This window comes from Kineosporia sp. NBRC 101731 (genome assembly GCF_030269305.1).
In the GTDB taxonomy this organism is placed as follows: domain Bacteria; phylum Actinomycetota; class Actinomycetes; order Actinomycetales; family Kineosporiaceae; genus Kineosporia.
Genome location: NZ_BSTC01000003.1, coordinates 33628 through 45825, shown reverse-complemented (window position 1 = coordinate 45825; position 12198 = coordinate 33628). Strand labels below are relative to the sequence as shown.

10 protein-coding genes are annotated in these 12198 nt (G+C 69.7%); 2 read left to right on the top strand and 8 right to left on the bottom strand.

Features of this window, described 5'->3' with window-relative positions:
• Positions 1 to 19: 19 nt before the first annotated feature.
• Entirely contained in the window at positions 20 to 721 is a 702-nt protein-coding gene (locus tag QSK05_RS10520) for a glutathione S-transferase C-terminal domain-containing protein (protein ID WP_285596596.1), read from the bottom strand.
• A 62-nt stretch (positions 722 to 783) separates the two neighbouring features.
• A complete protein-coding gene (locus tag QSK05_RS10515) occupies positions 784 to 1500 on the bottom strand; it encodes a GNAT family N-acetyltransferase (RefSeq protein WP_285596594.1) in 717 nt (238 codons plus the stop codon).
• A gap of 572 nt (positions 1501 to 2072) precedes the next feature.
• On the opposite strand from QSK05_RS10515, the gene QSK05_RS10510 reads away from it, so the two are divergent.
• Positions 2073 to 2825 carry an AfsR/SARP family transcriptional regulator gene (locus QSK05_RS10510; RefSeq protein ID WP_285596592.1) on the top strand — a complete coding sequence of 251 codons (753 nt, stop codon included), beginning with the start codon at positions 2073 to 2075 and terminating at the stop codon, positions 2823 to 2825.
• Between the two features lies 1 nt (position 2826).
• Here the strand turns inward: QSK05_RS10510 and QSK05_RS10505 are convergent, their stop codons facing one another.
• From QSK05_RS10505 to QSK05_RS10480, 6 genes are all read right to left on the bottom strand, one after another.
• Positions 2827 to 3705 (bottom strand): ABC transporter permease, encoded by an 879-nt coding sequence (locus QSK05_RS10505; RefSeq protein WP_285596590.1) that lies wholly within the window; start codon positions 3703 to 3705, stop codon positions 2827 to 2829.
• 1 nt (position 3706) lies between these two features.
• On the bottom strand, positions 3707 to 4645 hold the full coding sequence (locus QSK05_RS10500; protein WP_285596588.1) for an ABC transporter ATP-binding protein: 939 nt from the start codon (positions 4643 to 4645) through the stop codon (positions 3707 to 3709).
• Positions 4642 to 5553, bottom strand: coding sequence for a Nif11-like leader peptide family natural product precursor (locus QSK05_RS10495; protein WP_285596586.1), 912 nt, complete (start codon positions 5551 to 5553; stop codon positions 4642 to 4644). Before QSK05_RS10495 ends, QSK05_RS10500 begins: the two co-directional genes overlap by 4 nt.
• A 25-nt stretch (positions 5554 to 5578) precedes the next feature.
• Entirely contained in the window at positions 5579 to 8797 is a 3219-nt protein-coding gene (locus tag QSK05_RS10490) for a type 2 lanthipeptide synthetase LanM family protein (RefSeq protein ID WP_285596584.1), read from the bottom strand.
• Between the two features lie 123 nt (positions 8798 to 8920).
• The gene (locus tag QSK05_RS10485) at positions 8921 to 9157 is read right to left on the bottom strand and encodes a cinnamycin family lantibiotic (protein ID WP_285596582.1); all 237 of its coding nucleotides are present in this window, start codon (positions 9155 to 9157) and stop codon (positions 8921 to 8923) included.
• A 57-nt stretch (positions 9158 to 9214) separates the two neighbouring features.
• Positions 9215 to 9571 carry a DurN family substrate-assisted peptide maturase gene (locus tag QSK05_RS10480; RefSeq protein WP_285596580.1) on the bottom strand — a complete coding sequence of 119 codons (357 nt, stop codon included), beginning with the start codon at positions 9569 to 9571 and terminating at the stop codon, positions 9215 to 9217.
• A 211-nt stretch (positions 9572 to 9782) separates the two neighbouring features.
• Between QSK05_RS10480 and QSK05_RS10475 the strand changes: the two genes are divergently transcribed.
• Positions 9783 to 12104 (top strand): hypothetical protein, encoded by a 2322-nt coding sequence (locus QSK05_RS10475; protein ID WP_285596578.1) that lies wholly within the window; start codon positions 9783 to 9785, stop codon positions 12102 to 12104.
• The last annotated feature ends 94 nt before the right edge of the window (positions 12105 to 12198 follow it).

Sequence of the window (12198 nt, the reverse complement as noted above, 5' to 3'; positions counted from 1 at the left end):
ACCATCGTTAACGCCAGGGTCAGTGCCCTTGAGGCCCGTCACTCTCCGTGCGCCGGTCCTCACGAAAAGCTCTGTGCCAGGCCCCGAACGACGGGCGCCGCAGCGCTTCGGCGTCGGTGGTGACGCGGAACTCCTCACGTTCGTAGAGATTCTGTGCGTAGGCCCAGAGACTGGCGAACCGCTGGAGCTCGGCCGAGATCCGCTGTGGGCGGCCCACGTCGGCCCCGAAACGTACGAGCGTCACCCACAGACGCACGTCGGCCAGCGTGAGTCGTTCTCCCAGAAGGTAACGCGAGTTCGACAGAGTGCGGTCGAGACGGGCGAAGGCCTTGTTCAGCAGGGCGCGGGCCCGCTCGCCGTTACGGTCACTGCCGATCCGCAGCCGCGAGGGCCCCTGGTCGACGACCGGGCCGAGCCACCGGTCCAGTTCGTCGATCTCGGCCTGCCGGTCGCGTGGGTAGAGCTGGACGCCGGTGGTGGACCAGTCGGCGAACTCAGTGGCGAGATCCCGCTCCAGAGTGGGGTAATCGTTGCTCACCACACGGTAGGTGTCGCGGTCCCAGAGGGCCGGCACGATGGCCGGCCCGGCGAACTGCGCGTCGGTGGCCCGATAGGCCTCCTCCAGACCGGGAAGCCGATGGCGGTGCCGGGACACCGGCGCCGGGGCCTCGTCCACCATCGACACCGTGACCACGTCGCCGAGCCCGGCGAGCGCGATCACCAGGGTGCTGCGGTGAGCCGCGGCGCTCGTGCGGTCGGCGAAGAGGACAAGATTAGTAGACTTTACGCGGCGGGCGTGCGGAACACGAAGAAGGTCGGGTGCCAGCGGACCGCGAACCCCAGGCCCTCGTAGAGACGCACGGCGGTGGTGTTGACGGCCGCCGTGTGCAGCATCGGTACGTCACCGCGCTCGCGGATGCCGTGGGCGACGGCCCGGATCACGCGACTGGCCAGGCCCCGGCCCCGCTGGGCGGGATCGGTGCAGACCGCGCTGATCTCGGTGTAGCCCGGCGGGTAGAAGCGCTCGCCACCCATCGCCACCAGCTTGCCGTCGATCCGCACGCCCCGGTAGGTGCCGAGATCGATGGTGCGGCGCTCGAACGGGCCGGGCTCGGTGCGGGCCACCAGATCGAGCATGTCGTCCACGTCACCGGCGCCGAGCGTCAGGAGCTCCGGGTCGGGCGCGGTGACGAGTGCGTCGGTGGCCACCAGCTGCACGCCGGGCAGGTTCATCACGACCTCCCAACCCGCCGGAAGGTGATCGATGGTGCTCGCCGGGCCGGGCAGGAGCACGGTCTGGCCGGGGCCGGTCAGTTCACCCAGGTCGGCCCAGGCCTGCGGGTCGGCCGCGTCGGACATCCCGTTCATCGGGGAGACGTCGGCCGGGTAGCGCACGGCGCGGGCGGTGCCGATCGCGAACCGCCGGTGCGGGCCGGTGAGGGAACTGTACGACGGGCGGTCGAGCGGGTGGGTCGGCCCGTTGCTGGAGTCGTTCGTCATGGTGCCGTTCCCTCGAGAGATCGCTACGTCGTGGGCAGTGCATCACGGAGGAGCTTTGCCGGGCAACCACGGTCAAGGCAGACAGCAGACCACCCGGCGCAGCAGGTCGTCCCACCGGTCGGCCGGGCGCTCCCGGGTGATGTCGACGAAGGTCCCGGTCATGACGGTCCTCTCCCACCGGAGGCGATCCTTTCACCCCGGCGGGAAGACACTGGAGGACCGATCATGAGGATTCCGTGAGGACCGAACTCATGAAAACGCGGGAGTAGGTACCGGACAACCGCTCCGTTCACCGTCCCGAAATACTCCCCGGAAACATTCGGGACAGTCCGGGAATAGCCGCCCACCAGCAGTTTCAATGAAACCAGGAGTCTTTCGCCCGACACCTGACGCATGGTGAAAACCGCGAAACTGCTTGTCCTCGTGACTAGTTCGTGAAGATAAAGATCGCTGCCGAATTGCCGTGCGGTCGATATCCGTTAACGTGGGCGACCGGGTCACCATTCAGTCCCGCCGCGTGGGGAGACCGGCGGGTCACTGATATCTGAGTCGCACACGGGGTGGGGGCATCAATGACGGACGACACCCGTCGGTACGCGGTTCTCGGGCCGCTGGACGTGAGGGTGGGCACGCGGCGGATCGAGGTACCGGCCGGCCGGCAGCGCACGCTGCTGGCCACCCTGCTGCTGAACCCGAACCGGGTGGTGTCGGTGGACGAGATCGTCGACCGGGTGTGGGGGTCGAAACCTCCCCAGCGCCCCCGGGCGGCGTTGCACACCTACGTCACCCGGCTGCGGCAGACCCTCGACCCGATGCCGAAGCTCGAGACGGCCGCCGGGGGCTACCTGATCACGACCGACGCGGCCGAGCTGGACCTGCTGCGGTTCCGCGAGCTGTCGGCCCAGGCCGAGCGGGCCGACCGGTGTCATGACCTCGACACCGAGTCGCACCTGCTCGACGAGGCCCTGGGTCTGTGGCAGGGCCCGGTGCTGTCGGGGGTCGCCAGCGACTCGCTGCACCGCGACGTGGTGCCGACGCTGCAGGAAGAACGGCTCCAGGTGGTGGAGCGGCGCAACGACGTGCACATCGAGCTCGGCCACCACGACGACGTGGTGGCCGAGCTCAAGGCACTCACCGGCCGCCACCGGTACCGCGAGCGGCTGTGGCGCCAGCTGATGCTGGCCCTCTACCGCGGAGGGCGGAAGGTGGAGGCACTCCAGGCCTACGGGCGCCTCAAGAACCAGCTGCGCAACGAGTTCGGCGTCGATCCGGGGGTCGACCTGCAGCAGCTGCACCTGGCGATCCTGCGCAGCGAGGAACCCTGAGCTATTCGGCCCGGGAGAACCGGCGCACGGCCACGCCCAGCAGCACCACCACGAAGCCCACCACCAGCCCGACCTCCAGCGCCACCGGCAGTTCCCGGCCCGCCCAGGTCACCGGCCCGGCCAGCGGGGTGCCGTCGGTGGTGGTGAAGGCCCCGACGGTGCGGCGCATCACGTCGATGACGTAGGTCAGCGGGTTCAGCACGGCCAGGGCCGCCATCCAGGCCGGCATCGAGGCCAGCGGGAACATCGCGCCGGACAGGAACAGCACCGGGGTGATCAGCGCGCCCAGCACCGTATGGAAGGTGGCCATCCGCTGGATGGTCACGGCCACCACGGCACCCAGCGCCGTCATCACCAGCGAGGCCAGCAGCAGTTCGGCAAACAGCAGCAGGAACAGGTCGAGCCGGTAGGGGACGCCGACCACACCGGCCACGACCAGCACCACCGCCCCCTGCACGGCCGCCACCGTGGCCCCGCCCAGGCACTTGCCGATGAGCAGGGTGCTGCGGCGCACCGGGGCCACGAGCATCTCCCGCAGGAAACCGCTCTGCCGGTCCCAGACGATCGACGCCCCGACCGAGACGGCCGGGGCCTGCACGGCCATCACCAGCACGCCCGGGAACAGGAACACCAGGTAGGCGGGCCCGGCGCCCGGTGCGGTCCCGACCGAGTCGATCAGCCGGGACAGCCCGACGCCGAGCACGAGCAGGAACAGGAACGGCTGCAACAGCGACATCACCACCCGGGTGCGGTCACGCAGCAGGTGCAGCATCTCGCGGCGCCAGACCATCCACCCGGCCCGCAGCTCCTGCCGCACCCGTTCCCGGACGCCGGGCCCGGCGTACTCCGTCGGCTCCGCGACCCTCGTGATCACGCTCATGTCAGCCCTCCTCCCGGATGGTGCGGCCGGTGTGGTGCAGGAACACGTCGTCCAGACTGGGCCGGGTCACGGTGACCTCGAAGACCGGGACGTCGAGCCCGGCGCACAGCCGCGGCACCAGGCGGGCGCCGTCCTTCGCCCGGAACCGCAGACCCTGCCCGTCGTCCACCGGATCCGCCTCCAGACCGAACTTCTCCCGCAGGGTCCGGGCCGCCGCCCGGTCGTCCCCGGTCCGCAGCCCGATCCGGGCCGCCCCGATGACCGCCTTCAGCTCGTCGGGGGTGCCCTGGGCCACGATCCGCCCGCCGTCGATGATCGCGATCCGGTCGCACTGCTCGGCCTCGTCCAGGTAGTGCGTGGTGAGGAAGAGCGTGGTGCCCTCCTGGCGGCGGGCGGCGCGCAGGTGCTCCCAGATGCCGTTGCGCGACTGCGGGTCCAGCCCGACGGTGGGCTCGTCGAGGAAGAGCACCCGGGGCCGGTGCAGCAGGCCCCGGGCGATCTCCAGCCGCCGTCGCATGCCTCCCGAGAAGGTGCGGACCAGGCTGTCGCGGCGTTCGCGCAGACCGACCAGGGCGAGCTTGGCCTCGATCTGCTCGCGCAGGCCGACCCGGGGCAGTGCGTAGAGGTCGGCGTGGAACCGCAGGTTCTCACCCGCCGTCAGCTCGCCGTCCAGCGTGTCTTCCTGGAAGACCAGACCCAGTTGCCTACGGACGCGGTCGGGCACCTTCTGCGTGTCGTGCCCGGCGATCTCGATGCGGCCGCGGGTCGGGCGCACCAGCGTGCACAGCATCGAGATCGTCGTCGACTTACCGGCCCCGTTCGGGCCGAGGAAGCCGAAGAACTCCCCCTGCCCGACGGTCAGGTCCAGACCGCGCACCGCGTCGACACCCGGGTAACTCTTGTACACGTCCCGGGCCTCGACGGCCGGTGCGCTCGTCATGACCGGATCCGGATCTTGTCCTGCCAGTCGTCGGGCACCACGAACCCGAAACTCCAGCGGTGCCGGTCGGTCGGGTTGACGATGCAGTGCCAGAACAACCGGTCGGGATCCTGCTCGGCCTTGAAGAACCTGACGATACGCGGCTTCTCGTGCAGGGTGACGATCTGGCCGGTCTGCGGGTTCTGGTAGCGGAAGAACGACGTGTCGTGCCCGTTCTCGAACGGCCGGTCCACGTCGACCACGTACATCCGCCAACCGGGCTGGTCCTCGTTGGTGTGCCAGAGGCGGTAGCTGTGCGGCGGGTACCACATGCTGCCGGAAAACCGGATCTCGGTGCCGAAGAGTTTCTCCAGCGCCGCCACGGTGCGGGTCTTCGCGTCGAAGTAGGCGTCGTAGCCAGGGTACTCGATGGTCTCGTCGAGGTTCACGAGGTGGAAGTCGCGGCGCACCTGACGCTTCACACCTTCCGGGTCCAGCCAGCTCCCCTGCTTCATCGCCCGGTGCCACTCCTGGTAGGCCGGGTCGGAGGGCGAGCGGTTGGTGGACGAGGCGTCGTCGGGCCGGTAGCTGCGGTCGAACTCGGCCAGGTCGACCGTCGGTGGCTTCACCTTCAGCCGCGGCAGTTCGGCCAGGACCGGCTCGAACCCCTCCACCTCGTCCAGACTGTACTCGTGGTGCAGGAAGGTCGTGTTCCTCGGCTTGGAGAGGGACTTCACCGGGGCGGACGCCGCTCCGGAGGGGCGGAAGACCGTCGATGCCTCGCGGAAATCGCCCTCGGTGAAATCAAACCCGTGCCGGTGCCCCAGCCTGACCACCTCCTGGATGCCGGTGGTCGCCTTCAGCTGCTGGGCCACCTCGGGGGTGTCGTGCATGACCCGGAGGAATGCCTCGGACGCGTGGACGGACATGAGGGTTCTCCTTCCATCGGTTCTTTCAGAGGTCGTTAGGGGGGTCGAGCAGCAGGACCGAGGGCACCTGATCGGGACGGGCCAGCCGCAGCAGGTGCAGACCGAACCCGGAGAGCCCGAGCATGAGCCCCGGGAAGAATCCGGCGGTGCCCTCGGCGGTTCCGGCCAGCGCCTCGTCGACGCTGCGCCACAGGCTCTGCACCTGCACATTGGCCTCCAGCTGGAACGCCGGCTCCTCTTTCAGCAGGGCGAAACGCAGCAGCAGCTCGGCATTCCCCGACCTGCCGTGGCAGAGCGTGTCGTTGCGCAGCTGGGTGAGGTTGCGCAGGGTGGCGGCCAGCCCCTGATGGGCCTCGCGCAGCATCAGCTCGTCGTCACCTCCCAGCAGGTGCCAGGCCGAGATCCGGCTCAGGCCGATACCGGCGGCGCCGTTGCACCAGGCGTTCGCGTAGTGGCGGCCGTTCTTCTGCACGCCCCCGCCCCGCCGGCGCAGGTCGTACCAGTCCTGTACGTCGCCGTCGTAATGGCTCGCCTCGTAGGCAAATGCCCGCCGACCCGCCGCGGTCCAGTCGTCCCGACCGGCGGTGGTGCCCAGCAGGATCAGGGCCCACCCGATACCCCCGGCGCCGTGGGCGAATCCGGTCAGGTTGCCGGTCGCTTCGTCGGGTTCGGTCAGGGGCCAACTGAGGACGTCGTGGTCACCTTCCACGGCCCGGTCCAGCAGGAGTTCGCCGCACCGGTGGGCCAGGGCCACGGCCGGATCACTCACGTCGGACGGATCGGGGGCGAGGCCGAGCAGCACCGGCACCAGGCCGGCCCGGCCGGTGAGAATGTCGTTCGAGTCGTGGATCTCGGCCAGATGGGCCAGGCGCGGCAGGAACTCCCGGGCCGTCGCGGTGAGCGACGCGTCGTCCCACAGCTTTCCCAGGTGGTTGAGCAGGTAGACGAGCCCGCCCACGCCCTGGAAGGCGCCGGGCCGGGTCAGGTCGACCTCCCGCAGCGCGTGGTCCAGGCCCCGGCGGGCGGCGGCGCGGAAGCGCGGGTCGGGCCGGGCGGCGTCGAGATGGGCCAGGAACAGCGCGATCCCGGCAGAACCGAGATAAAGATCGGCCTCCACGTCGACCCGGGCCATGCCCTGGTCGCCGTCGATGTCCCGGCTGGTGTCCCACGACTCCCAGGGAGCCGGCGCATCGTCGGGCCGCAGCTGCTCGCACAGGTGCTCACCGATGCGGGCGGCGTGGTCGAGGCAGGTCTCCACGAAGTCGGGGTTGCTGATCTCGGCGGCGGACAGGCTCGCGGCGATGTACCGGTGCTGCTGCTCGCGGTTCGCCCGGTCCAGACGGGCGATGCGCCCGGCGGCGAACTCGGCCGGGCTGGCGTCGAGCGGGCTGTCCAGGCGCTCGTCGTGGTCGTGCACCAGGTGGGCGGCATCGGCCGGGGCGGTGAAGATGGGCACGTCGAGCCGCCACATCGAGCGCAATTCCCGGTCGGCCAGCACACCGTCGGCGTCCCAGGTGCGGGGGAACGTGCGCATCGTGTTGAAGAGCCAGTCCACCTCGAGCGGGTCGGTCAGGCAGCGCGGGTGCCGCGAGGCCATCAGCAGCTGGCTGTAGATCTGGGTGCCCCAGTTGATGAACCGGATCGGCGCCCGGCCGAAGAGCTCCCGCACCAGACCGGCCGTGCGCTTCGGATCGGCCTCGAACCAGGCGTAGACCTGCCCGAAACCCTCGATGATGTCGGCCACGTGGTCTTCGGGCCGCACCAGCTCACCGTTGAGGAAGACCCGGTTCGCCGCATCCGGTTCCACCCGGATCCCGGCCCGGTGCCGCACCCCGGCCTCGAAACTCAGCGTGGTGTCGTTGACCGTGGCCACCGGCACGGGCATCTCGTAGGCCTCGCCCCCGGCGTACCCACTGATCCGCATCGTGCCCTCGCCCTGCTTCGAGCTCGGCCACTCCAGCAGGGCAGTCTTGAACACCGAGTCGAGAAGCGTTCCCGCCGGACGGCTCTGACCGGTCGGCAGCACCCCGAGTACCGTCTCGCAGTCGCACACGTGGGCGTGGCCGTCGGCGACGATGATGTTCTCCAGGTGCAGGTCGGTGCCGCCGAGCACGTAGAACGTCGCCAGGTGCGCACCCAGGTCGCGGTAGACCTGCCGGGCCTGCTCCAAGGTCTCGACGTGGTTGCGGCCGGCCGGGATCATCTCCTCGTAGCCGTACCCGGGCCGCAGCCACACGCGGCGCCCGGCCGATCCGGTGCCCGCCTCGGCGCTCAGGATCCCGAGGAGCTTCTGCACGGCGGCCTCGGCGCTGATGTCGCGCGGCTTGTAGACGTACGACGTGGGGCCCTGGGCCGTCTCCACCTCGACCATGACGACCGTGCGGCCCCCGGCGTGGTAGTCGGACTTCCCGGGACGCACGGCGGTGACCCGCTCGATCGCGAGCAGGTCCCCGTCGGCGTCGAGCCGGGTGATGAGGTCACGCCCGGTCTGCAGGGCCAGGCCGGTGGCCTCGGCGAGCCAGCGTCCCAGCACCGGGAAACGCAGATAGAACTCGTGGTAGGCGCTCTCGTCGCGGAAGGTGGCGTCCAGGAAGGCCAGGTAGTCGCCTGTTTCGGGCTTCTGGCCGGTCCGGCTGAGGTGCACGTTGGCCTCGGCCTCCAGAGCCCAGGCCACGGCGAGCTCGAACCGGCCGAGCAGGTGGTGGCCGAGCTCCTCGACCACCTGGGGCGCGAAGTCCGTTCCGGCCAGGGCCACCTCGGCCCTCAGTTCGGTCTCCAGCAGCTCCAGGAACGGTGCGCAGGCGACCGCCAGACGGTCGTACCGCTTGGTGGCGGGGGGAACATAGCCGTGCAGGGCGGCGCGGTAGGTCGGCAGCCAGCTCTCCTGCAGGTGTTCCAGATATTCCGCCTGATCGCCCGGGTGTTCCTCCAGGGCCAGGGTTTCCTCGAAACGCCGGTAGAACTCAAGGATGTGGGCGATGTCGTCCTTCGTGTGACGCGGCGGGTGGTTACGGTGAAGGGCCTCCTGGCCGAACTTGTCCGCGAGTTTCCCCGCTGTGCGCTCGTTGCGCCAGGTCTGGAAGGCATCGGCGGGCGGCACCTCCTGCGCGCCGGGCAGACGACCCTGGCGTTCCAGCTGCCGGACCACGGCGGTGCGCTCGGCCAGATTGGCCGCGCGCGCCGCCAGCCGGAGCGAAGGGGCACTGCCCGTGACGGTTTCGTCGCGGACCACGGTGCTGGTCATGATCAGCCCTCCTGATGCGGACGGTAGGTGTGGCCGGTACGCGTGGCCGGAAGGACGAGGTGGCCCCCGGTGGGCCGGTCGCCGTGGGGACGACCGGCCCACCAGGAGATCCGGGGGTGCGACCTACTTGGTTCCGCCGTCACACACGATGGTGAACGGACCGAAGCTGCACGAGGACTCGCAGGCGTAGATCTCCAGGGAGGAAACTCCCTCGGTGAAGAAGTCCAGCGATTCCTGGTCCGGTGCCTCGACCTCGGCCGGCAACGTGGCGCCGGTGACCCCGAACCGGGTGGGGTCGGCCTCGATGAGGGCGCGGAACTCGCTGTCGACAGCGGCCTGCTGGAGAAGCGTGGTGTTCACGATGGTGCCTCCTCGATGGTGTGCGGATCGTGCTCTTCTTACTAACCGCTCTGGCGGCTAGACCTTTTCGGCCACCAGCCGGAATCCGGAGTCACGCTCGAAATCGAGCAGCTCACGGGTCGCGGCGACCATGTTGTCGCTGGTGTTCTGGAACTCCACGAGGCGCCGCTCGGCCGGGCCGAGGTCGCCGGACATCCAGAGCTTTTCCAGCCAGTACTTGAGGGTGTGCGGATGAATGTCGGTCACCGGCTCCATCCGGCTGCTCACGCAATGCCCCGGAACGTCGAGAGCCACCCGCAGCGCCCCGGCCAGCTCGCCGTCCGGGCGCAGCGCCGAGGCCAGGATCAGCAGTTCCTGGACCTGGCGAATGGTGTCGACCTCGGGGTAGATCACCGGAAACTCCGAGTGCTTCATGACGCTCCCTCTCCGGTCCGTTCCTCGTCCGGTCCGTTCCTCGCTGACACCCACGACGCTATGCCCGGCGTCTTTCACTCCTCTTTCACTCGACTTTCACTTCGCTCTCACCACTGCGTCACCGCAGGCCAGAGGGCGTCCATTGATCCCGAACTTTGACCGGGCAGCGACGCCCGGGCTAGGGTCCGACCTCAACAACGGGGGGAACATCATGCTGGACAGCATTTTTCGGTGTTCGTCCGGTGTGGCCGGATTCGCCTTGGCGCTGGTGACCATCACCGCCGGTCCGGCCGCGGCCGCTGCCGGGCCGGTCCCAGAGCCAATCCCAGGGCCGGTATCAGTACCGGAACACACCCTGGCGACCTCCCTCCGGCTCATCGGCGCCTCCGCCGGGGGTGTGGCGGTCGAACAGGGCACCGCGCAGGAGAGCTGGGGCGTCGGGACGGTTCTCACCGGGGTCGAGGGATCCCGGCTCACCGCCCGTACCTTCGGCGAGGCGAGACACAACATGTCGCTGCGGCTGGTCGGTGTCGGAGGATCGTCCCTGGCCTGGGTGACGTCACAGATCCCGAAATACGGTTACGAGGCCCACCGGATGCATCTGCGCACCGGTGACGATGTCCTGGCCGGCGCGATCGGTGAGCCCCTGGCCGTGGTCGGGGACCATTGGCTGAGCACCCAGGCCGCCGGCAGTTCCGTCACCCCGATCACTGATGCCCGGCTGTTCGAGGACACTCCGCTGAACACCGACCCGCCGTCGCTGGGCGGCCGCGATCTCGGCCGGCTGCACGGCGGCCGGATCCTCGCCCCCGGCGACGGGTACGTGGTGGAGGGCTGGACGGACGAGGATTCCGCACACCACGTCGACCTGATCTCCCTCGCGGACGGCTCGCGCCGCACGATCGCCGATCCCGCTGATCCGGTCGTCCAGGTCGCCGTCGGGGCCGGGCAGGTCGCCTGGCTCACCCAGGCCGACCCGGGGACGGCCATGCTCCACCGTCGGGGCCTGCACGGAGGTGAGGTGAGCAGCTCGGCCGTACCGGGCCCGGACCCGGCGAGTTCCGTAGAACCCTCCCTGGTGAGCGGGGACGGCGGTGTCGCCTACCTGGCCTCGGCCGACCACCACACCTTCCTACGGGTGGCCGACGGCGACGACGTCCGCTCGGTGGAGGTCCCGGCCGGCAGCCGAGGACTGGCCGCCGTGGGAGACCGGTTCCTCACCGCGGTCGGGGGCGACTCCCGCACCGCGGGCGTGTACGCGGTCGCCCCCGACGGTAGGGTCACGCGCACCGCGACCGTCCCCGCCTACGGCTTCCCCCAGACCGACCCCACGCTCAACGCCGGGCGCCTGTACTGGGCCGACGACTCACTGGCCGGCACGGTCGGTCAAACTCTGTGGTCGCGGAAGATGTCCGGCCGGTCACCGGTGCGCCTCACCGCGGAGAAGCAGTTCCCGGTCCCGATGAGCGGGTATGCCTACAGCCTGACACCCCAGTTCGCGGTGTCCGCCGGTCGCAGCGTGCTCAACGACCCGTCACCACCCGATCGCCTCAGTGACAGCACCCGCCTGTTCGACGGCACGGCCGTCACCGGGCGCATCGAGGGATGGGGTGGCAACGTCAACCTCTCCGGCCCATTCGCGGCGGTCCAGGGCATCGTCTACCGGCCCGACGGAACAGTTCTCTACCGCCCCGAGGACCACCTGTCGATCGACTCGATCGACCTGTTCGGCTCGACCCTCGTCTACACCCGAATCGACCAGGGCGCCTTCGGCTCGGTCGGCAACAGCGTCTGGCTGGACGATGCCCGGCACCCACGTCCACGACGGCTCCGCGGTCCACAGGCAGGGGTGTGCAGCGACCAGCAGCAGGTGGCGATCTGGGCGGACACCGTCGCCTGGGTGAACTGCCGGTCCAGGGTGATCGTGGTGAAGAATCTGAGGACGGGCGCGGAGCGGAAGGTCCCGGTCGGGGCGAGGAGCGGGGCGACGCGGATCAACATCACCCTGGCCGAAGGCATGCTGGGCTGGGTCAACGGTTTCTACGACGGCCGGGTGCTCGACCTCACCGACCCGCACGCGGAACCGGTGAGACTGCCGGGCCGGATCGACCGGATCAGTGTGGATGACGGTGCGGTCGCCCGGGAGACGTACGACCCCGACCGGAAGTCCCGTGTCGATGCCCAGCTCCTCTTCCCTCACCGTTACCGGCCAAGGCTTTTCGGAACGCTGGCGGGGCCCCGGATACGTTCCGGGGCCATCTGGCGACCGCAGTTCGACGCCACCAAGCCGCTCCGGGACGTCCGTCTGAAGATCACTGATCCCCGCGGCCGGACGATCCAGTACCTGCACGGCAGCGACACCGGGTCCGGCAGCGTGCGAGATCTGCGATGGGACGGCCGGCGTCGCAGCGGGAACCGCGTGCCGGGCACCTACGTCTGGACCCTCACCGCCATCGCGGCCGACGGTGACGGCGTGCTGGTGCCCTCACAGCGCGACGGCCGGGCCACGACAGGCACGGTGCAGGTGCTGTAATCTCGTACCCAGCGTCGCGCATCGGTGGCAGGCCGTGTCAGGTGTGGAGGCGCCGGAGCTGAAGGAGTACGACGATGCTCACGTCGTTCCCTTC

What these genes read in the sequence shown, in the direction of transcription:
- QSK05_RS10515 (WP_285596594.1), bottom strand. Translation starts at nt 1,500, where the DNA reads ATGACGAACGACTCCAGCAACGGGCCGACCCACCCGCTCGACCGCCCG.
- QSK05_RS10510 (WP_285596592.1), top strand. Translation starts at nt 2,073, where the DNA reads ATGACGGACGACACCCGTCGGTACGCGGTTCTCGGGCCGCTGGACGTG.
- QSK05_RS10505 (WP_285596590.1), bottom strand. Translation starts at nt 3,705, where the DNA reads ATGAGCGTGATCACGAGGGTCGCGGAGCCGACGGAGTACGCCGGGCCC.
- QSK05_RS10500 (WP_285596588.1), bottom strand. Translation starts at nt 4,645, where the DNA reads ATGACGAGCGCACCGGCCGTCGAGGCCCGGGACGTGTACAAGAGTTAC.
- QSK05_RS10495 (WP_285596586.1), bottom strand. Translation starts at nt 5,553, where the DNA reads ATGTCCGTCCACGCGTCCGAGGCATTCCTCCGGGTCATGCACGACACC.
- QSK05_RS10490 (WP_285596584.1), bottom strand. Translation starts at nt 8,797, where the DNA reads ATGACCAGCACCGTGGTCCGCGACGAAACCGTCACGGGCAGTGCCCCT.
- QSK05_RS10480 (WP_285596580.1), bottom strand. Translation starts at nt 9,571, where the DNA reads ATGAAGCACTCGGAGTTTCCGGTGATCTACCCCGAGGTCGACACCATT.
- QSK05_RS10475 (WP_285596578.1), top strand. Translation starts at nt 9,783, where the DNA reads ATGCTGGACAGCATTTTTCGGTGTTCGTCCGGTGTGGCCGGATTCGCC.